The organism is Variovorax sp. GW823-FHT04B03 (assembly GCF_058796495.1).
Window position 1 is genome coordinate 632380 of the sequence record NZ_JBXAIT010000004.1, and the last position, 19086, is coordinate 651465.

Below are 19086 nucleotides of genomic sequence, written 5' to 3' on the forward strand. Positions count from 1 at the left end.
AAGCGGGCGTTCACCCGGGTCGGCCGAAAGACGCACCGGCGCCGAACCTATGATTCCCACCCCAACCTATCGAACACGATGAGCACCCTTGCCAACGCCATGGACGTCCTGAAGCTGATCGCGCGGCTGCGCCGCGACATCACGGTGACGGACGTCGTGACCGAGCTGGGCCTGCCCAAGAGCTCGGCCTCCCGCACGCTGAGCATGATGGCCGGCTACGGCTTCCTGGACCGCGACGCAGCCACGCGCGCCTACCGCCCGGGCGGCGTGATCATGGAGGCCTCGTACCACTTCCGCGCCTCGCGCAACACGGCCTCGCTGGTCGAGGAGGCGCTCGACGCGCTGGTGCGCGAGACGGGCTGCACGGGCTACATCAACGTGCTCGATGGGGCCGACACGCTGGTGATCCAGATGCGCACCGGTGCCGGCGCGCTGCAGATCTACACGCCGCCGGGCAGCCGCGCGCCCGCCTACTCCAGCGCCATGGGCCGCGCGCTGCTGGCCCGCCTGAGCGACGACGAAGTGGGCGCCCTGATCGGCATCAAGCTCGACCAGGGCCGCGGCCACGCACCGAAGACGCGCAAGGATTTGCTCGCGCGCCTGGCCGTGATCCGCGACACGGGCTGGGCCCTGTCGCGCGGCGAGTACGTGACGAACGTGGCGGGCATCTCGTCGGCGGTGCTCGACCCCGCCACGCGCCAGACCTACGCCTTCGGCATCGCGCTGCCCGCGGAGCAACTGTCGGAAGCACTGGTGGAGCGCTTCGGCGCCACCGTGCGCGACGCCGCCAGCAGCGTGGGCAAGCGCGTGGGCGATCCGTACTGGCTGGGCTTCGGGGCGACTGCCGCACTGACGTAGCCACACCAGCGCCGGCGCAAGCCGCACGCCCCGCCGCGTTCACCGCTGCGGGGCTTTTTTTCGCCTGCCGCATCGTGAGGCGCCTCGGTGCGCAGGGTGCGCCAAGGCGGTGCTTCCGGGCGTCCGACCGCCCCTTTCAGAAGCCTCCAACCACCATTTCGGCTGGCATGCAATCTGCTAATACCCTGAGCAGATATTTCTCATATCTTACTAATATATTTAAAAACCGAGCCTTCAAGCCCTGGTTTCGACCGCTGTCCGCAGCGCCCTTTTCTTCTTTTTTTCGAGGTACACGTTCATGAGCAATCCCCGCTGGCAAGGCATCTTCCCCGCCATCACCACCAAGTTCCACGCCGACGAAAGCATCGACGCCGAGGGCACCGCCCGCCACATCGACTTCCAGATCCGCAACGGCATCCACGGCCTCGTCACCTGCGGCTCGCTCGGTGAAGCCAGCACGCTGACGCTCGAAGAAAAGCTGCAGGTCGCCAAGATCGCTCTCGAAGCCGCCGACGGTCGCATCCCCGTGCTGGCCAACGTGTCGGAGACCAGCACCCGCGAAGCCCTGCGCTACGTGGACGGCGCCAACAAGCTGGGCGTGGCCGGCTACATGGTCATGCCCTCGGTGATCTACGTGGCCGACGCGCGCGAAGCGATGCTCAACGTGCGCACCATCGCCAACGCGGCCCAGAAACCCATCATGGTCTACAACAACCCGGTGGCCTACCGCGTGGACCTCAAGCCCCAGCACATGGTCGAGCTGGCCGACTGCGAATGGATCGCCGCCATCAAGGAAAGCACCGACGACATCCGCCGCATCACCGACCTGCGCAACACCGTGGGCGACCGCTACCAGCTGTTCCTGGGCGTGGACGACCTGGCCTACGAAGGCCTGGCGCTGGGCTGTGACGGCCTGCTGGCCGGTGTCGGTTGCGCCTTCCCGCGCGAGACAGTGGCGCTGTACGACCTGATGAAGGCCGGAAAATTCGCCGAAGCACTCAAGCTCTACCAGTGGATGACACCGATGCTGCACCTGGACGTGTCGACCAAGCTGGTGCAGAACCTCAAGCTCATCGACCTGCTGGTCGGCGTGGGCACCGAGCACATGCGCCGCCCGCGCCTGCCGCTCATCGGCGAAGAGCGCGCCTTCATCGAGAAGGTCGTCGCCAAGGCGCTGGCCACGCGGCCCGCACAGTACCAGTCGGTCATGTAATCGCCGCGCGCACGACGCACCGCAAGGCCCAGAACACCATGCAAGAAAACGCCTTGAAAGAAAGCGGCGGCCTGTCCCGCCGCGTGCTCGACGCGTCGGACTTCGTCCTGCGCTGCGAGCGCCACCTGCTCAGCAGCCTCATGGGGCTGCTCATCGTGCTGGTGCTGCTGAACGTGGTCACGCGCTACGGCGGCTTTCCGCTGTACTGGGTGGACGAGGCCTCGGTGTACTGCGTGGTCTGGCTCACCTTCATCGGTGCGTCGGCGATGACGCGGCTGCGGCTGGACTTCGCGGTGACGCTGCTCACCGACAAGCTCGGCACGCGGGCCGCGCGCGTCGCCAAGGCCAGCGCCTCGGGCGGCGTGCTGCTGCTCGGGCTGGCCCTGCTCGCGATGTGCTGGCTGTGGATGGACCCGGCGGGCATCGTGCGCCACGGCTTCGACGCGAAGGAGTTCGCGGCCGAGAGCTTCAACTTTCTCTACACCGAGCGCACGCAGACGCTCGACTGGCCGACGTGGGTGGTGCAGCTGATCCTGCCGATCTTCGCGCTCACCCTCAGCGTGCATGCGCTGGCCAACCTCCTCGAAGACCTCGGCCTGCAGCCCAAGCGCACGCACGACGAGTTCCATGTCGCCAACGCGGACGCCGTGAACTGAAATGCTGACCTCTGCCTTCTTCCTCCTGATCATGCTGGTCGGCGTGCCGATCGGCGCCTGCCTGTGCCTGTCGGGCATCGTCTACATCCTCAACTCGGGCGACACGGTGCTGTTCCAGTCGTTCCCGGTGCAGATGTTCGGCGGCGTCGACAGCTACAGCCTCATTGCGATTCCGCTGTTCATCCTGATCGGCGAGATCATGAACGGCGGCGGCATCACGAAGCGGCTCGTCGACCTCGCGCTGGCCTTCATCGGCTCGGTGAAAGGCGGCTTGGCCTACGTGAACATCCTGGCGAACATGCTGGTGTCGTCGATCATCGGCTCGGCCACCGCGCAGGTGGCGATCATGAGCCAGATCATGGTGCCCGAGATGGAGAAGCAGGGCTACGACAAGACCTTCGCGGCCGGCATCACGGTGTACGGCGGCATGCTCGGCCCGATCATTCCGCCCTCGGTGATGTTCGTGGTGTACAGCGTGCTCGCGCAGGTGGCGGTGGGCGACATGCTCATCGCGGGGATCATCCCCGGCGTGATCCTCACGGTGCTGTTCTTCATCGTGATCGCCGGCATGGGCGTGATCTACAACTACCCACGCACCGAGAAGCGCACCGCCCGCCAGCGGCTGCACACGATCCTCACGGCCTGCCCGACGTTGCTCATTCCCATCGTGATCGTCGGCTCGATCCTCGGCGGGCTGGCCAACCCCACCGAATCGGCAGCCGTGGGCGCGGTGGCCGCGGTGCTGGTGGGTCGCTACGTGACCAAGGAATTCCGCTTCGCGATGATTCCGCAGATCCTGCTGAAGTCGGCGATCTACTCGGCGGTGGTGCTGTTCCTGGTGGCGGCCGCCGCGGTGTTCTCGTGGCTGCTGATCTACGGCAAGGTGCCGCAGGCCACGGCCGCATGGATACAGACCGTGGCCAAGGACCCGATCGCCTTCCTGCTGCTGGTGAACGTGATCCTGCTGGTGATCGGCACCGTGATCGACGGCATTCCCGGTCTCATCATGACCGTGCCGATCCTGCTGCCCATCGCGACCGAGATCTACGGCATCGACCCGCGCCATTTCGGCGTGGTGGTGGTCATCAACCTCGTGCTCGGGCTGATGACGCCGCCGGTGGGACTGAGCTTCTTCGTGGCCTCGGCGGTGACGGGGGCCAAGCCCGGAAAGATGTTCATCGTCACGCTGCCCTTCTTCCTGATCTGCTGCGTGGCGCTGGTGCTGCTGTCGCTGTTCCCGAGTCTTTCGCTGGCGCTCATCAAGTAAGCGCTGAACCGATCTCTCTCTCGCTTCCCTTCACCTCACCCCACAGGAGCTTCGCATGGCCCTCTCCCGCCGCCAGTTCGTCCAGGCCGCCGCCGGCACCGCCGCCGCGTCGACCGCCCTCTTCGGCACCGTGTCGCGTGCCGCCGCCGCCAAGGAATTCCGCCTGGGCCTCATCACGCCCGCGGGGCACTCGTGGAACCGCGCCGCGGTGAGCTTCGGCGAGGCGCTGAAGAAGGCCACCGACGGCCGCCTGAGCGCCACCGTGTTCCACTCCGGCCAGCTCGGCAACGAGTCGGCCATGATGCAGCAGTTGCAGTCGGGCGCGCTCGACATGGGCTGGATTCAAGCCGCCGAACTCGGTTCGCGCGTGGCGAGCGTGGCGGCCATCAACGCGCCCTACCTCGTGCGCTCGACCACCAACGTCGCCTCGCTGGTGCGCACGCCCGCGGCGCTCAAGCTGCTCGATGTGCTGCCGCGCGAGACCGGCACCATCGGCCTGGGCTGGGGCATCACCGGCATGCGCGTGGTGTTCGCGACCAAGGACATCGCCTCGCCCACCGACCTGAAGGGCATGAAGCTGCGCATCAACCCCACGCCGGTGTACCGCGACTTCTACCAACTGCTGGGCGCCGCGCCCACGCCCATTCCCACGCCGGGCGTGTTCGACGCGATGTCCAACGGCCAGGTCGACGGGCTCGAAGCCGACATCGAGTTCTCGTGGAACCAGCGCTTCGACCGCGTCTCGAAAACGCTGCTGCCGATGAACGCGCTGTTCATGCCCTTCGCACCGCTGGTGTCGGGCCGCATCTGGCAGACGCTCGACGCGAAGGACAAGGCGCTCATCACCGACCTCGTGAAGCAGCAGCTCGACGCGCAGATCAAGGACATCGTGACCACCGAGCTCGGCCTCATCGACAAGTTCAAGGCCAGCGGCATCGCGATCAAGAGCGCCACCAACTACAACCCCGCGCCGGTCATCGCAGAGTTCGACAAGGTCTGGCTGCCCAAGGCGCCGCAGATTGCCGAGCTGCGCAAGATCGGCGCGACGCTCTGACGGCGGTCCACGGCCCGGATTCCCAGGCGCGGTGCACGCCGCACACGCCCTGGGCGGGCCGCGCACCTTGGTGATTCACCGGAAGGGTTCGCACCAATCGCGTGCGGGCACCGTTTTTGCTTGAATGCCGAAGCATTCACATTCACGGAACCCGCATGAACAAGCGTCAACTGATCCAGTCCTTCCTCGCCGCCTCGGCCCTCAGCTTCGGCCTGTCTTCGGCCATGGCCCAGAGCCCGACGCCGATCAAGTTCCAGCTCGACTGGCGTTTCGAAGGACCGGCCGCGCTGTTCCTGCACCCCGCGGCCAAGGGCTACTTCAAGGCCGCCGGCCTGGACGTGACCATCGACGCCGGCAACGGCTCGGGCGGTACCGTGACGCGCGTGGCCTCGGGCGCCTACGACATGGGCTTTGCCGACCTCGCAGCGCTGATGGAGTTCCACGCCAACAACCCCGACAGCCCGAACAAGCCGGTGGCCGTGATGATGGTCTACAACAACACGCCGGCCTCGGTCATGGCGCTCAAGAAGAGCGGCATCACCAAGCCGGCCGACCTCGCCGGCAAGAAGCTCGGCGCACCGGTGTTCGACGCCGGCCGCCGCGCGTTCCCGATCTTCGCCAAGGCCAACAACATCGGCGCCGTGAACTGGACCGCCATGGACCCGACGCTGCGCGAGACCATGCTGGTGCGCGGCGACATCGACGCCATCACGGGCTTCACCTTCACCTCCCTGCTCAACCTGGAGGCGCGCGGCGCCAAGGCGGCCGACGTGGTGATCCTGCCCTACCCCGACTACGGCGTGAAGCTGTACGGCAACGTGATCATCGCCTCGCCCAAGCTGCTCAAGGACAACCCGGCGGCGGTGAAGAAGTTCCTCTCGGCCTTCGCCAAGGGCGCCAAGGAAGTGATCGCCAACCCTGCCCTGGGCATCGAGTCGGTGAAGGCGCGCGACGGCATCATCGACAGCAAGCTCGAGACGCGCCGCCTGCAGCTGGCGATCGACACCGTCATCAACAGCGCCGACGCGCGCACCGACGGCTTCGGCGCCGTCAACGCGGGCCGCATGTCGCTCATGGCTTCGCAGGTCTCCGATGCCTTCAACACCAAGACGCGCGTGAGCCCCGACGCCGTGTGGACCGCGGCCATGCTCCCGCCGGCGGCCGAGCTCAGCGGAATCCTGCGCAAGTGATGGCGGCCGGCGCAACGACACCCGACGCAGCCGCCCCCTTCGTCGATTTCCAGGACGTCTGGCTCGCCTACAACGAAGAGCTGCTGCGCGCCAACCACTTCGCGGTCGAGGCCATCGACCTGAAGGTGACGCGCGGCGAGTTCATCGCCATCGTCGGCCCCTCAGGCTGCGGCAAGTCGACCTTCATGAAGCTCACCACGGGGCTGAAGATGCCCTCGATGGGCAAGATCCGCATCGACGGCCAGCCCGTGACCGGGCCGCTGAAGATCTCGGGCATGGCCTTCCAGGCGCCTTCGCTGCTGCCGTGGCGCACCACGGTCGACAACGTGCTGCTGCCGCTGGAGATTGTCGAACCCTACCGCTCGAACTTCAAGGCCAGGCGCAAGGAATACGAAGAGCGCGCCCGCCGCCTGCTGCAGAAGGTGGGCCTGGGCGGCTACGAGGACAAGTTCCCGTGGCAGCTCTCGGGCGGCATGCAGCAGCGCGCGAGCATCTGCCGCGCGCTCATCCACGAGCCCAAGATGCTGCTGCTGGACGAGCCCTTCGGCGCGCTCGACGCGTTCACGCGCGAAGAGCTGTGGTGCATCCTGCGCGACCTGTGGACCGAGCAGCAGTTCAACGTGATCCTGGTCACGCACGACCTGCGCGAGTCGGTGTTCCTAGCCGACACGGTGTACGTGATGAGCAAGAGCCCCGGGCGCTTCGTGGTCAAGCGCGAGATCGACCTGCCGCGCCCGCGCGAGCTGGAGCTGACCTACACCAAGGAGTTCACCGACATCGTGCTCGAGTTGCGCGGCCACATCGGCGCCATCCGCGGCAACGCCACCACCACCTCCTCCGCTGCGGCGGCGGCAGCGCACTGAGGAGGCGGCGATGAAAAACAGCAAACAACTCGAGCGCTGGTCGCCGTGGCTGCTGCTCGTGGCGGTGCTCCTGCTGTGGCAGGTGATCTGCGCGGGCTTCGGCGTGTCGGACTTCATTTTCCCGAGCCCGCTGCGCATCTGGGAGCAGTTCTGGGAGTTCAAGGAAATCATCGCGGGCCACGCATGGCGCACCTTCTGGGTCACGATGGCGGGCTTCGGCCTGGCGATCGTGGTGGGCGTGCTGCTGGGCTTCGTGATCGGCAGCTCGCGCCTGGCCTATGCGGCGATCTACCCGCTCATGACGGCCTTCAACGCACTGCCCAAGGCGGCCTTCGTGCCGATCCTGGTGGTGTGGTTCGGCATCGGCATCGGGCCGGCGATCCTCACGGCGTTCCTGATCAGCTTCTTCCCGATCATGGTGAACATCGCGACCGGCCTGGCCACGCTCGAGCCCGAGCTGGAAGACGTGCTGCGCGTGCTGGGCGCCAAGCGCTGGGACGTGCTCGTCAAGATCGGCCTGCCGCGCTCCATGCCCTACTTCTTCGGCTCGCTGAAGGTGGCGATCACGCTGGCTTTCGTCGGCACCACGGTGTCGGAGATGACCGCCGCCAACGAGGGCATCGGCTACCTGCTGATCTCGGCCGGCTCGGCCATGCAGATGGGCCTGGCCTTCGCGGGGCTGATGGTGGTGGGCGCGATGGCGATGATCATGTATGAGCTGTTCAGCCTCATCGAGAAACACACGACAGGCTGGGCACACCGCGGCTCGCAGAACGCATAAATAATGGGGGCATGACCCCCGAACAGATCACCCGCGCGCTGCGTCGCGCCGACGCCGTGGCGCGACGCGCCATGGCCATGGGCCGCCACCCCTTCGGCGCCGTGCTCGTCGCACCCGACGGCGAGACCGTCCTCGCCGAGCAGGGCAACATCGACACGGTGCACCACGCGGAGGCCACGCTCGCGCGCCACGCGGCGCAGAACTGGCCGCCCGAGTACCTGTGGCAGTGCACGCTGGTGACCACCTTCGAGCCCTGCGCCATGTGCGCGGGCACGAGCTACTGGGCGAACATCGGTCGCATCGTGTACGGCGCGGAAGAATCCGCGCTGCTCGCCCTCACCGGCGACCACCCCGAGAACCCGACGCTGAGCCTGCCCTGCCGCGAGGTCTTCGCACGCGGACAGAAACCCGTCGAAGTGATCGGCCCCGTGCCCGAGGTGGCCGACGAGATGATCGCCACGCACCGGGGATTCTGGGAATCGCGCTAGTGGACCCGCAGGGCGTGTTCGCGCCTTACCTGGAACGTTGGCAGCTCACGCCCGACGGCGAGGCCTTCACCTCGCTGAGCGGCACGCTGCTGCCCGTGCGCCAACAGGGCGTTGCGGCCATGCTCAAGGTGTCGCACGAGGCCGAGGAACAGGCGGGCAGCCTGCTGATGGCCTGGTGGAGCGGCGACGGCGCCGCGCCCGTGCTGGCCCATGACCGCGAAGCCCTGCTGATGGTGCGCGCGCAAGGCACGGGCTCGCTGGCACAGATGGTTCAAGATGGCCACGACGACGAGGCCACGCGCATCCTGTGCGCCGCCGCCGCGCGCTTGCACGCCCCGCGCGACACGCCGCCGCCCCCGACGCTGGTGCCGCTCACGCGCTGGTTCGAATCGCTGTGGGCCGGCGCGGCCACGCACGGCGGCGTCTTCGACCACAGCGCGCGCACCGCACGCGAACTGCTGGCCGCGCCGCGCGACGTGGTCGTGCTGCATGGCGACATCCACCACGGCAACGTGCTCGACTTCGGCCCGGCCGGCTGGCTCGCCATCGACCCCAAGGGCCTGCACGGCGAGCGCGGCTTCGACCACGCGAACATCCTGTGCAACCCGGACGGCGAGAGTGCATTGGCGCCGGGGCGCTTCGCGCGCCGAGTCGAGGTCATCGCGGAGGCCACGGGCATCGAGCAGCGGCGACTGCTGCAGTGGGTACTGGGGTGGGCCGGGCTGTCGTCGGTGTGGATGCTGGAAGACGGCGAGGCGCCCGGGAGCACGCTGGAGGTGGCGAAGCTGGCGGCCGCGGCGCTTGGGATCACCAGCTAGATTCGGACGCATGTCTCGCCCTCACTCCTACCTCGATGTCCTTGCGCGGGTTCTGGCGCTGCCGATGTCGGAAAGCCTTGCGTCTTCTGACGAGCGCTTTCACGCGGCATCGGCGGGTGAAGACGCATTGATCGTCGATGTCGAGAAGCGCCGCTACCACCGCGTGCCCGATGCGCGTCCTCAGCGCTTCGATGACACGGCGCATGACGGCGTCGCGCAGGCAGCGCTGCAGCTTGAACACCGCGATGGCATCCGCACGATCGCACTGGCCGCGCAGGACGACAGCTTCTGGACGCCGCTGCCCGATCCGCGCGTGATCGGCCTGCCGCGCATCGTGCAGCGGCATGACGCGGCGTGGATGTCTCCGGCACCGCCACCGTCAGATGCTCCCCAACGGACCCGTCTCACCGACTGGCTGGGTTCGCTGGTCGCGCTGGCGGTGCTGGCCTTCTTTGCCGCCTTCGGTTTCAACGCACTGCGCTGGTCGCTGGAAGGAGGCTGGAACTTGCTGTGGCTGCTGGTGGGGCTGCCGGTGTTTCCGGTCTTCACCGTGCTGACACTGTCGACCGCCTACGGCTTTTTCCGAACTGCGGTGCCACCGCGCCAGGCCCTGAACGCGATCGATGTCCGTCGCGACGAGCGCTTTCGCATCGGCGAACCCCTGGCGTTTCGCGTGGATGCCACAGTGCCAGCGTCGGTAGGCGATCAACCCGCGGAGCCGCCGCCCCAAGTCTTTGCTCGCCTGATCGTCCAGACGGTGAACGACAAGGAAGATGGCAGTTGGTCGGTGAACGATTGGGCGTGGGGCGCGGACCCCGCCGACTGCGTTTCATCGACGCTCACCGGCACAGGCGAACGCCACGTGCACTATGCCGGCACCGTGACAGCATCGCGCAACATGCCGCGCAAGGCACAGGAGCGCTGGCACCTGGCGTTGTCCGCCAACCAGGAAGCGGAAACCGAGCCGTTCTATGTCACCAGCCTCGCCACGCCGCCCTTGATCACGCCCCACCGGATGGTGCAACCGCCGGATCGCCTGGCACAGCTCAATGCCCTGCTGCACGGCGAGGAGCTTGCGTTGGTCCGCACGGCCTACGGCAGAAAAAACAGCAAGGCATTCTTCGAAGACTTCGCGTCGGAGGATATCCAGGCCGTGTTCACGGTCGACGTCGAGGCGCTGGTGGACCACGCGATGGCCGCTGGCTGGCACGAAGGCAAGATCAAGACCGAGCGGGTCGGCGGCGACAGCACCCTCTACCTGCTGAAGGAAGGTCCCGCCTACAAGGTGATGTTCACCGAACGCTGGTGGACCGAGTCACTGTACGAGTCGACCGATCTGCGCAGCACCGTGGCACGCTACCTCGTGGCAACCAACCTCTTTGTCCGACGCCTGCCGGGCGCGCAAGCGCTGGAGATTCCAGCGCCCTACAGCGACATGAGGTCCGACTCAGCCCCTGCGGTTTCCGCGACCGACGAGACGCCTCCTCAATCCAGCAGCAGCGACGCCTCATCCCGCCAATAAGCCACCGCCGCCAGCCACCCTTCCCACACGCATCCATTGCAGCCACGTCCACAGCAGGTGGTGGGCTCGGGCGGTGGCGCGCGCATCGTCACCCCTTCGGCATCGAGCATCGCCTGCACGCGCGCGATCAGCGCCTGCGCGCCGGCAAGGTTCGTGGGTTCGGGCAGCCGGTCGATGGCGTTCATGGTGGGCGGGTCTTCTTCAGGCCTCGAGGTTCATCAGTTCGAGCCGCATCTTCGCGCCGCCCGATTCGCTCGAGCCGATGCTCAGCTGGCCGCGATGCAGCCGCGCCACCTCGGCCACGAGGTGCAGGCCCAGCCCGGCGCCGCGCCCGCGCGGCACGAGCCGGTGGAACGGCGCCACCACGCGCTCGCGGTCGGCCTCGGGAATGCCGGGGCCCGAGTCGCGCACCTCGATGCACGAGGGCTCGCACAGCCGCACCTGGATGTCGCAGCCCGGACCGCCGTGCTCGATGGCGTTCTGGATCAGGTTGGTGAGCGCGCGTTCCAGCGAGGGCGCGTCGCCGCGCACGGTGAGCGGTTGCGGCGCATCGACCGACAGCGTGCAGCGGCTGCGGATGGCGAGCGGCGCGATGTCGGCCGCCACGCGCTCGCACAGCGACTTCAGCTCCACCTGCTGGTCCAGCGACAGGCCGTGGTCGAGCCGCTGCAGGTCGAGCAACTGCTCGGCCAGCGTGGCCAGCCGCGCCGAGGCCTGCATGAGCTTCATCTTCAGCGGGTCGTTGGGCAGGCCTTCGAGGTGGATCTGCAGCGTGGTGATCGGCGTGCGCAGCTCGTGCGCGGCATCGGCCAGGAAGCGCTCCTGCCGGTCGTAGCCTTCGTTGAGCCGGTCGAAGGCACGGTTGACCGCGTTGACCAGCGGACGGATCTCGCTGGCCACGTTGGCCAGCGGCAGGCGCGTGGTGCGCTCGTGCACGTCGATGCCCTCGGCATGCTCCGCCGTGGCCACCACGCCCTTGAGGCCGCGCTTCACGACGAACGGCGTGGCCAGGATCACGCCCAGGCAGGTGACGAGCGCCATCGGTGCCACCAGGAACAGGAAGGCGATGCCGGTGCCCTTGAGCGTGTTCTCCACCGTGAGCGGGCCGCCGGTCTGCGCCATCACGGCCACCGGGCCGGCGCGCGATTCGATGCGCTCGAAGCGGGCCTTGGGGCGGGTGCCGTCGCTCTCGGGGTCGATGGCCACGCGCTCGGTGTCGTCGAGTGCATCGAGCAGCCGCAGGTAGGCGGGCGGCACCTCGCCGTGGCGCAGTTGCACGCCGCGCGGGTCGCGCACAATGAACCAGAACTGCGGGTCGGCCTTCTGCAGCCGCCGCAGCGCGCTCGTGGGCTCGACCACCAGCTGGCCATCGGCGCCGCGCATCAAGGCGCGCTGGATGGAGGCCACCGTCTCGTGGCCGGTCTCGTCGACCACGCGGCCCAACGCCCACGCCAGCCCGAGGAAGCCGCCCATCACCAGCAGGCCGACCACCACCTGCAAGAGGATCAGGCTCCAGATCAGCCGCCAGCGCAGCGAAAGCAGGCTGAGGCTCATGCCGACTGCGGCGCGCACATGAGATAGCCCACCCCGCGGATCGCATGGATCTCGACCTGCGCGCCGGCCTTGTCGAGCTTGGAGCGCAGGCGCGAGACGTGCGTGTCGAGCGCGTTCGACTGGATGTCGTCCTTGTGACCGTACACGCGGTCTTGCAGCGCCTCGCGCAGCACGGTGCGGCCGCGGTGTTCGAGCAGCGTCTCGAGCACCAGCAGCTCGCGCCGCGGCAGCGTGAGGCAGGCCTCGCCCACATGGGCCTGTCGCGTGTGGTGGTCGAAGCGCAGTTGCCCGAGCGTCATGATGAAGTTGGCGCGCACCGCGGGGCGGCGTGCCAGCGCGCGCACGCGGGCCAGCAGCTCGTCCATCGAGAAGGGCTTGGCCAGGTAGTCGTCGGCGCCGCCGTCCAGGCTCAGCACGCGCTCGGCCACGTCGGTCATGGCGGTGAGCACGAGCACGGCGCAGGCGATGTGGTTCTGCGCCAGGAACGCGACGAGCGAGAGGCCGTCGCCGTCGGGCAGCCCGCGGTCGAGCACGACCACGTCGTAGGGCGCGCCGAGCGCGGCCTCCTCGGCCGCGCGCAGCGAGCTCGCCACATCGACCACCGCCTGGTTCTGGCGCAGCGCCGACGCGAGCGCCTGCGCCAGGTCGGCTTCGTCTTCGACAAGCAGGATTCTCATGGGGGGATGGGGAGAGACCGGACAGGCGGGTGATTCTAGAGAGCCCCACATGAGGTAACGCAATGTTCACGCAATGCATGCGCCTACGCTGTGGCGCTTCCCTCTCCTGAAAGCGCACCGGTGACGCTGCCCTCCCGCCCGAACCCCGCCGCCCTCCCCGTCACGCCCTGGCACTTGGCGCTGGGGCAGCGCTTCGCCACGCTGTGGGTCGTGAAGATGATCGGCACCACGCTCGGCATCTCGGGCTTCTTCGTCCTGTACTTCTGGGTGATGCACCACCCGCCCTCGGTGCCCACGGTGATGCCGCTCACCCCCATCGACCACTGGGTGGACGTGAGCGACGACGCGATGCTGCTGTACAGCTCGCTGTGGTTCTACATCTCGCTCGCGCCGGCCTTCACGAAAAACAAGGCCGAGCTGTGGGCCTGCGCGCGTGGCGCCGCACTCATGGCGGCCACCGGCCTGGCGGTGTTCTGGTGCTTTCCGACGGTGGTGCCGAGCTTCGCGATCGACTGGTCGCAGTATCCGGCGCTGCAGTTCCTCAAGAGCGCCGATGCGGGCGGCAATGCCTTCCCGTCGCTGCATGTGGCCTTCGCCGTGTTCGCGGCCGTGTGGCTCGGCCGCCAGCTGCGCAGCGTGCAGGCGCCCGCGTGGACGCAATGGGTGAACGTGCTGTGGGCCGCGGGGATCGTCTACTCGACGCTGGCCACGCGCCAGCACGTGCTGCTCGACGTGCTCGGCGGTGTGCTGCTGGCGGGCCTGGTGTGCTGGCGGCGCGCGCCGCGTGCCCGCTTGGTACTGGCCGAGGCGTGAGCGCCGTCGGTTACCAGAAGATCCAGAGCGCCAGGCCGCCGAAGATCGTCCACTTCACGAGGTAGTACGCGCGCTTGTCCCAGGCCTTCAGGCGCTTGCCGACCACGCGGATCTGGTAGATGTACTTGAAGGCGCGGTTCAGGCCGCCCGTCTTGTCGCCCGCGTCGTTGGGCGAGGCGGCGGCGGCCAGCAGGTTCTTGGCGAACCAGCGGTTCACGGCGCTGGCCCAGCGGTACTTCAGCGGACGCTCGATGTCGCAGAACAGGATCACGCGGTCGTGGTCGGTGGTGTTCTCGGCGTAGTGGATGTAGGTCTCGTCGAACACCACGGCCTCGCCGTCGCGCCAGTGGTAGCGCTGGCCGTCCACGTCGATGTAGCAGCCTTCGACGCCCGGCGTCCACAGGCCCAGGTGGTAGCGCAGCGAACCCGCGAACGGGTCGCGGTGACGCACGAGGCGGCTGCCCGGGGGCAGCTCGGCGAACATCGCGGCCTTGATGGTGCCGATTCCTTTGAGCAGCTCGGTGGTGCGCGGGCACAGCACGGCGGCCGAGGGGTGCGCCTCGTCGTACCACTTCAGGTAGAAGCGCTTCCAGCCGCTCTTGAAGAAGGAGTTGAAGCCCACGTCGTTGAACTGGCTCGAGGCCTTGATGCTGCCGCCGTTGCGCATGGCCAGCGCTTCTTCGCGGATCACTTCCCAGTTTTCCTCGAGGATGCGCATCTCGGGGAACTGCGCGGGCGACAGGTACGGCGTACCGGGCACCTTCGAGAAAAGGTACATGAAGACGTTCAGCGGCGCCAGGAAGGTCGAGTGATCAGAGAGCTGTCTGAAGAACTTGTGCCGGACCTGGCCGCGGAAGTGAACGTAGAGTGCGCTGAGCACGAAGATGGCAAGAATGACCCACTTCATTGGTGAAAGTGTCCTGTAGACGAGCGCCGGGGGAGCCGGCTAGTGTAAATCCTTGCCCCGGAACAGGCCCGGCCGGGGCCTTTTCCCCCGGGCTCAGGCGCCGACGAGCAAGGGCTGCGGCACGTCGGCCTGCGCCAGCGGCAGCCGCACCGTGGCCAGCAGGCCGCCGCCCGGGGCCTCGCCCAGCACCGCCTCGCCGCCGTGCCGGTCGACCACCGACTTGACGATCGCCAAGCCCAACCCGCTGCCGCTTTGCGTCTGGTCGGGGTTGCGGAAGAAGCGGTCGAACACGCGCTCGCGCAGCGCGGGCGGAATGCCCGGGCCCGTGTCGGCCACGGTCAGCAGCGCCCGCGCGCCCTCGCGCGCCACGTGCACCGTCACGGTGGCGCCGCAGGGGCTGTACTTGATCGCGTTGTCGATCAGGTTGTCGATCATCGAGACCAGGCTCTCGCGCTCGCCGAGCACCGGCACGGCGTCGTCGCACACCAGTTCGAGCTCCACGCCGCGCGCACGCGCCAGGCCCTCGATCATGGCCAGCCGGTCCTGCACCAGCCCGTCGAGCGACAGCATCACGGGCAGCGCGTTGGTGGCGACGGCGTCGCTGCGCATGAGCTGCAGCAGCTGCCCCACCAGCCGCGCCGCGCGGTCGTTGCTGCGCAGCAGGTTGGCCATGAGTTCGCGCTGGCCCTCGTCGCTGCTCTGCTCCTTCAGCGCCTCGACGTTCACGCGCATGGCCGCCAGCGGCGTGCGCAGCTCGTGCGCCGCGTCGGCGATCAGGCTGCGCTCGCGCGTGGTGCTGTCGCGCACCCGCAGCAGCAGGCTGTTGATGCTCTGCACCATCGGCTTGAGCTCCTTGTGCGGCGGCGTATACGACAGCGGCGTCAGGTCGTCGGGCCCGCGCTCGGCGGTCTCGCGGCTCACCTGGCGCCACGGACGCAGCGCCAGCCGCACCGACAGCCACGCGGGAAAGACCAGGAACGGCAGGCTGATCACCAGCGGCAGCAGGTAGTAGCCGCGCGACAGCACGGTGACGGCCAGCCGCCACACGCTGGGCTCGGCCAGCACCACGCGGGTGTCGGCGATGGGCGAGGCCATCGTGCGCGCGCGCCACTCGCGGCCGCCCGCGACCACGGTCTCGTTGCGGTCGGGCACCGAGTTCAGCAGCACGGGCACACCGGCGCGCGAGTTGTAGATCAGCTTGCCGTGCTGCCACACCTGCATGACCGCCAGGGCTTCGTTGGTTTCGTCGCCGTCGCTGAGCGCCTCGATGAGCGCGGCGTCGAAGGCCTCGAGCGCCTCTCGTTGCCGCTCGGGTTGGTCCTCCAGCTTCTGCGCGATGGAGATCGCCGCCTTGAAGATGCTGGTGAACCGGAGCAACCCCGGGTCCTTGTACGAGTCGTACAGCAGCAGCCCCACGGCCGAGGTCCACAGCAGCGCGACCACGGCCATCTGCGCCACCAGCAGGCGGCGCATCAGGGACGGCTGGTTCCAGTTCTTCCAGCCGCGCGCCAGCTGGCGCATCATTTCGACGGGCTCCGCACCAGCGACTGGGTGTCGATCACATAGCCGATGCCGCGCACCGTGCGGATGTAGCCCTGCCCGATCTTCTTGCGCAGGTTGGAGATGTGCACCTCGAGCGAGTTGCTGCCGTTGGCCTGGCCGCCGGGCAGCACCTGCTCTTCCATCACGCGGCGCGTGACCACGCGGCCGGTGCGCTTGAGCAGCAACGCGAGCAGGTCGAACTCGCAGCGCGACAGCTCGACCGGCTCGCCGTCGACGATCACGCCGCGCGTGGGTTCGTGCAGCGCCAGGCCGCGCATGCGGATGGTCTCGTCGTTGAAGCCGTAGCTGCGCCGGGCCAGGGCCCGCACGCGCGACAGCAGCTCGGCCAGCGCGAAGGGCTTCACGAGGTAGTCGTCGGCGCCGTCGTCCAGGCTGCGCAGGCGGTCGTTGAGCGCGTCGCGCGCACTCAACACCAGCACCGGCAGGATCTGGCGGGTGCGGCGCAGGCGCAGCAGCAGGTCGAGCCCGTCGCCGTCGGGCAGGCCCAGGTCGAGCAGCACCATGTCGAAGGCGCCGTTGTCGAGGGTGCGCAAGGCGTCGTCGAGCCGGCGGACCCACACCACGTCCAGGCCCTGGTTGGCGAGCGCAATGCGCACGCCGTTGCCAAGATCAAGATCGTCCTCAACAAGCAAAAGATTCATGGGAAGGATTCCAAGCGAACAAGCCCGGTTCCGGGAAGTGGCCGAAGTATCTGCCACACCCCGCCGCTGCGCTTCAGGAAGCCTTCATGAAGGCTGCAGGGCTTCTTCAGGCGGCGTGCCCACACTGCAAGGCTCCTGTTTTCCTCTTCATGCCTGGAGCCCCGACGTGCCTCGCCCCTGTCTTTCCACGGTTCGCCCGCACTGGGCGAACCCGCTTCACTTCCAGCGCCGCGACCTGCTGCGCGCCGTGCTCCTGGGCAGCGCGGCCGGGCTGGCCGCTTGCGGCGGTGGTGGTGGCGGCGGCAACGCCGGCCCCGCCCCCATCGGCAACGACCTTCCCGTGGCGGCCACCGACCGCCGCGTGAAAGTGTCGACCACGCCCGAGGTCTCGCTGCAGGTGCGCGACTGGCAGCGCAGCGACGACGGCGGTCCCGTGCTCATGCTGCTCGCCGGCCTGGGCGGCAACGCGCGCTGCTTCGACAGCCTGGCACCCGCGCTGGTCGCGGCCGGCGCCGCCTCGCGCGTGCTCGCGGTCAGCCGGCGCGGCTACGGCCTGTCGGACAAGCCGCTGCCGGTGAAGAGCGCCACGCAGCACTACGAGGTCGACACGCTGGTCGACGACCTGGCCGCGCTGTGCGATGCGCTCGGCCTCACGCGCGTGGTGCTCGGTGGCCATTCGATCGCCGGCAACGAACTCACGCGCTTCGCGGGCCGCTTTCCCGAGCGGGTGCGCGGCCTGGTGTACCTCGATACCACCTTCGACTACACGAAGGACGCCGACACCGGCGGCGAAGACCCGCCGCTGAACCGCCGGCTCGACGAGCCCGCGCCCACGCCCGACGACGGCCGCTCGATGAAGGCGGCCATTGCGTACCTGCGGCGAAAGTCCAAGAACTGGTGGCCGGCGCTCGAGGCCAACCTGCGCGACGCGCTCGACGCGCTGGCCGACGGCAGCGTGCGACCCAACACGCCCGACGCGGTGGAGACCGCGATGGACACCGCGGCCCACCGCTTCTCGCCCGACTACCGGCCGGTGCGCGCGCCAGCGCTGGTGGTGACCGCGCTGCCGTTCGACCAGCGCGACCTGTTCCCCTGGCTCGAACGGCCGCTCGACGCGCAGACCGGCCAGGACGCCGCCGACTTCCTGCGCATCTTCCGCCGCGTGCGCCGCGCCGACGCCGACCGCCTGGCCACCGCGCTGCAGACCTCGCACCGGCTCACGCTGGACCACTGCAACCACACCGACTTCTTCATGGAACGCGAGGCCGAGGTGGTGCGCGCGATCCAGTCGATGCGCTGGGCCTGACGTCTATTTCCGCAGCAGCTTGATCAGCGCCGCCAGTTCCTCGCCGCCGAGCCCCGCCGCGTCGGCACGCTGGAACAGGCCCGCCGCAAAGGCCGGGAACTCGGTGTTGATGCCCGCCTCCTGCGCGGTCTGCAGGATGCGCTGCGTGGCCTCGACCGAGATGCGCATCGGGCTCTGCGTGATCGCGAAGTCGCCCGACTGGATGACCGCGCCCTCGTGCTGGAGAAAGCCCGCGAAGGTCGGCATGATGCCGGCCACGATGCGGCCGTACTCGGCCACGTCGAAGCCTTCGTGCTCGGCGATGCGCGCGCCGTGCAGGAAGCCGAGCATCGTGCCGTAGATGCTGGACAGCGTGGCCAGGTCCATGGCCGCGGCGGCGCTGGCCTTCTCGCCGAGGTAGACGATGCCGCCGGCCAGCACCTTCAGCAAGGGCTCGGCCTCGGCGAACACGGCCTGCGCACCCGACACCAGCAGCGGCGTATCGGGCCGGCCCATCTGGTCCGGCGCGGCCTGGATCGCGCCTTCGAGGTAGGCGGCGCCGTGGCGGTGCGCCCAGGCTTCGGCCTCGCGCGCGTCCTTCGGGCTGCCGGTGGTGAGCTGCGCGAGCAGGCGGCCGTCCATGGCGGCGGCCACGCCGTCCATCGCGAAGATCGCGTCGGCGGCGCGGTAGTCGTACACGCACATCACGGCCATGCGACTCGCGCGCAAGGCCTCGGCCGCGCTGCGCGCCAGCACGGCGCCGCGGGCGACCAGCGCGTCGGCCTTGTCGGCCGTGCGGTTCCACAGCGTGACCTTGTAGCCCTGGTCGAGAAAGAGCCGCGCGATGACGACGCCCATCGCGCCCAGGCCCAGAACCGAAACTTCCTTGTTGGTGTTGCTCATGGCAATCCGATGCAGTGGTTGATGACGCCTGCA

At 68.4% G+C, this 19086-nt stretch carries 20 protein-coding genes; 13 read left to right on the forward strand and 7 right to left on the reverse strand.

Going from position 1 to position 19086, the window contains the following annotated elements; genetic code table 11:
• Positions 1–78 precede the first annotated feature (78 nt).
• The 11 genes from AC1RAD_RS20240 to AC1RAD_RS20290 all read left to right on the forward strand — a co-directional run bounded on the left by AC1RAD_RS20240 (position 79) and on the right by AC1RAD_RS20290 (position 10710).
• Positions 79–858, forward strand: a complete 780-nt coding sequence (locus AC1RAD_RS20240) for an IclR family transcriptional regulator (RefSeq protein ID WP_492736814.1) — start codon at positions 79–81, stop codon at positions 856–858.
• 298 nt (positions 859–1156) lie between these two features.
• Positions 1157–2071, forward strand: coding sequence for a dihydrodipicolinate synthase family protein (locus AC1RAD_RS20245; RefSeq protein WP_062473360.1), 915 nt, complete (start codon positions 1157–1159; stop codon positions 2069–2071).
• 38 nt (positions 2072–2109) lie between these two features.
• Entirely contained in the window at positions 2110–2727 is a 618-nt protein-coding gene (locus AC1RAD_RS20250; RefSeq protein ID WP_492736816.1) for a TRAP transporter small permease, read from the forward strand.
• Between the two features lies 1 nt (position 2728).
• Positions 2729–3994 (forward strand): TRAP transporter large permease, encoded by a 1266-nt coding sequence (locus AC1RAD_RS20255; RefSeq protein WP_354343887.1) that lies wholly within the window; start codon positions 2729–2731, stop codon positions 3992–3994.
• A 55-nt stretch (positions 3995–4049) separates the two neighbouring features.
• Positions 4050–5048, forward strand: a complete 999-nt coding sequence (locus tag AC1RAD_RS20260; protein WP_492736818.1) for a TRAP transporter substrate-binding protein — start codon at positions 4050–4052, stop codon at positions 5046–5048.
• 155 nt (positions 5049–5203) lie between these two features.
• On the forward strand, positions 5204–6238 hold the full coding sequence (locus AC1RAD_RS20265) for an ABC transporter substrate-binding protein (RefSeq protein ID WP_062473355.1): 1035 nt from the start codon (positions 5204–5206) through the stop codon (positions 6236–6238).
• Positions 6238–7101: an ABC transporter ATP-binding protein gene (locus AC1RAD_RS20270; RefSeq protein ID WP_492736820.1), complete on the forward strand. Its 864-nt coding sequence runs from the start codon at positions 6238–6240 to the stop codon at positions 7099–7101. Before AC1RAD_RS20265 ends, AC1RAD_RS20270 begins: the two co-directional genes overlap by 1 nt.
• 10 nt (positions 7102–7111) lie before the next feature.
• Positions 7112–7882: an ABC transporter permease gene (locus AC1RAD_RS20275; RefSeq protein WP_070062385.1), complete on the forward strand. Its 771-nt coding sequence runs from the start codon at positions 7112–7114 to the stop codon at positions 7880–7882.
• Between the two features lie 11 nt (positions 7883–7893).
• Entirely contained in the window at positions 7894–8370 is a 477-nt protein-coding gene (locus tag AC1RAD_RS20280; protein WP_062473350.1) for a nucleoside deaminase, read from the forward strand.
• A complete protein-coding gene (locus AC1RAD_RS20285) occupies positions 8370–9188 on the forward strand; it encodes an aminoglycoside phosphotransferase family protein (protein WP_492736822.1) in 819 nt (272 codons plus the stop codon). The genes AC1RAD_RS20280 and AC1RAD_RS20285 overlap by 1 nt, the downstream gene beginning before the upstream one ends.
• A 10-nt stretch (positions 9189–9198) precedes the next feature.
• Positions 9199–10710 carry a hypothetical protein gene (locus AC1RAD_RS20290; protein ID WP_492736824.1) on the forward strand — a complete coding sequence of 504 codons (1512 nt, stop codon included), beginning with the start codon at positions 9199–9201 and terminating at the stop codon, positions 10708–10710.
• Here the strand turns inward: AC1RAD_RS20290 and AC1RAD_RS20295 are convergent.
• The 3 genes from AC1RAD_RS20295 to AC1RAD_RS20305 are packed head-to-tail and all read right to left on the reverse strand — an operon-like array spanning position 10674 to position 12941.
• Positions 10674–10895 carry an oxidoreductase-like domain-containing protein gene (locus tag AC1RAD_RS20295; RefSeq protein WP_492736826.1) on the reverse strand — a complete coding sequence of 74 codons (222 nt, stop codon included), beginning with the start codon at positions 10893–10895 and terminating at the stop codon, positions 10674–10676. The two genes, AC1RAD_RS20290 and AC1RAD_RS20295, sit on opposite strands and share 37 nt — an antisense overlap.
• A 16-nt stretch (positions 10896–10911) precedes the next feature.
• Positions 10912–12264, reverse strand: a complete 1353-nt coding sequence (locus tag AC1RAD_RS20300) for a sensor histidine kinase (RefSeq protein WP_095950874.1) — start codon at positions 12262–12264, stop codon at positions 10912–10914.
• Positions 12261–12941 (reverse strand): response regulator, encoded by a 681-nt coding sequence (locus AC1RAD_RS20305; RefSeq protein WP_062473345.1) that lies wholly within the window; start codon positions 12939–12941, stop codon positions 12261–12263. Before AC1RAD_RS20305 ends, AC1RAD_RS20300 begins: the two co-directional genes overlap by 4 nt.
• A 120-nt stretch (positions 12942–13061) precedes the next feature.
• Between AC1RAD_RS20305 and AC1RAD_RS20310 the strand changes: the two genes are divergently transcribed.
• Positions 13062–13754: a phosphatase PAP2 family protein gene (locus tag AC1RAD_RS20310; protein WP_487848151.1), complete on the forward strand. Its 693-nt coding sequence runs from the start codon at positions 13062–13064 to the stop codon at positions 13752–13754.
• Between the two features lie 10 nt (positions 13755–13764).
• Here AC1RAD_RS20310 and lpxO read toward each other — a convergent pair whose 3' ends face one another.
• From lpxO to AC1RAD_RS20325, 3 genes are all read right to left on the reverse strand, one after another.
• On the reverse strand, positions 13765–14661 hold the full coding sequence (gene lpxO / locus AC1RAD_RS20315; protein WP_062473341.1) for a lipid A hydroxylase LpxO: 897 nt from the start codon (positions 14659–14661) through the stop codon (positions 13765–13767).
• Positions 14662–14754: 93 nt separating this feature from the next.
• A complete protein-coding gene (locus AC1RAD_RS20320; protein WP_307637751.1) occupies positions 14755–16185 on the reverse strand; it encodes a sensor histidine kinase in 1431 nt (476 codons plus the stop codon).
• Positions 16182–16865, reverse strand: a complete 684-nt coding sequence (locus AC1RAD_RS20325) for a response regulator (RefSeq protein ID WP_062473337.1) — start codon at positions 16863–16865, stop codon at positions 16182–16184. The genes AC1RAD_RS20320 and AC1RAD_RS20325 overlap by 4 nt, the downstream gene beginning before the upstream one ends.
• A 166-nt stretch (positions 16866–17031) precedes the next feature.
• Between AC1RAD_RS20325 and AC1RAD_RS20330 the strand changes: the two genes are divergently transcribed.
• Positions 17032–18171 carry an alpha/beta fold hydrolase gene (locus AC1RAD_RS20330; protein WP_492736829.1) on the forward strand — a complete coding sequence of 380 codons (1140 nt, stop codon included), beginning with the start codon at positions 17032–17034 and terminating at the stop codon, positions 18169–18171.
• 3 nt (positions 18172–18174) lie between these two features.
• On the opposite strand, the gene AC1RAD_RS20335 is transcribed toward AC1RAD_RS20330, so the two are convergent.
• Positions 18175–19053, reverse strand: a complete 879-nt coding sequence (locus AC1RAD_RS20335) for an NAD(P)-dependent oxidoreductase (protein ID WP_307588797.1) — start codon at positions 19051–19053, stop codon at positions 18175–18177.
• Between the last annotated feature and the right edge of the window lie 33 nt (positions 19054–19086).

Bases quoted from the DNA above. Each gene is read 5' to 3' on its own strand.
- AC1RAD_RS20240 (WP_492736814.1), top strand. From the start codon at position 79: ATGAGCACCCTTGCCAACGCCATGGACGTCCTGAAGCTGATCGCGCGG.
- AC1RAD_RS20245 (WP_062473360.1), top strand. From the start codon at position 1,157: ATGAGCAATCCCCGCTGGCAAGGCATCTTCCCCGCCATCACCACCAAG.
- AC1RAD_RS20250 (WP_492736816.1), top strand. From the start codon at position 2,110: ATGCAAGAAAACGCCTTGAAAGAAAGCGGCGGCCTGTCCCGCCGCGTG.
- AC1RAD_RS20255 (WP_354343887.1), top strand. From the start codon at position 2,729: ATGCTGACCTCTGCCTTCTTCCTCCTGATCATGCTGGTCGGCGTGCCG.
- AC1RAD_RS20260 (WP_492736818.1), top strand. From the start codon at position 4,050: ATGGCCCTCTCCCGCCGCCAGTTCGTCCAGGCCGCCGCCGGCACCGCC.
- AC1RAD_RS20265 (WP_062473355.1), top strand. From the start codon at position 5,204: ATGAACAAGCGTCAACTGATCCAGTCCTTCCTCGCCGCCTCGGCCCTC.
- AC1RAD_RS20270 (WP_492736820.1), top strand. From the start codon at position 6,238: ATGGCGGCCGGCGCAACGACACCCGACGCAGCCGCCCCCTTCGTCGAT.
- AC1RAD_RS20275 (WP_070062385.1), top strand. From the start codon at position 7,112: ATGAAAAACAGCAAACAACTCGAGCGCTGGTCGCCGTGGCTGCTGCTC.
- AC1RAD_RS20280 (WP_062473350.1), top strand. From the start codon at position 7,894: ATGACCCCCGAACAGATCACCCGCGCGCTGCGTCGCGCCGACGCCGTG.
- AC1RAD_RS20290 (WP_492736824.1), top strand. From the start codon at position 9,199: ATGTCTCGCCCTCACTCCTACCTCGATGTCCTTGCGCGGGTTCTGGCG.
- AC1RAD_RS20295 (WP_492736826.1), bottom strand. From the start codon at position 10,895: ATGAACGCCATCGACCGGCTGCCCGAACCCACGAACCTTGCCGGCGCG.
- AC1RAD_RS20300 (WP_095950874.1), bottom strand. From the start codon at position 12,264: ATGAGCCTCAGCCTGCTTTCGCTGCGCTGGCGGCTGATCTGGAGCCTG.
- AC1RAD_RS20305 (WP_062473345.1), bottom strand. From the start codon at position 12,941: ATGAGAATCCTGCTTGTCGAAGACGAAGCCGACCTGGCGCAGGCGCTC.
- lpxO (WP_062473341.1), bottom strand. From the start codon at position 14,661: ATGAAGTGGGTCATTCTTGCCATCTTCGTGCTCAGCGCACTCTACGTT.
- AC1RAD_RS20320 (WP_307637751.1), bottom strand. From the start codon at position 16,185: ATGATGCGCCAGCTGGCGCGCGGCTGGAAGAACTGGAACCAGCCGTCC.
- AC1RAD_RS20325 (WP_062473337.1), bottom strand. From the start codon at position 16,865: ATGAATCTTTTGCTTGTTGAGGACGATCTTGATCTTGGCAACGGCGTG.
- AC1RAD_RS20335 (WP_307588797.1), bottom strand. From the start codon at position 19,053: ATGAGCAACACCAACAAGGAAGTTTCGGTTCTGGGCCTGGGCGCGATG.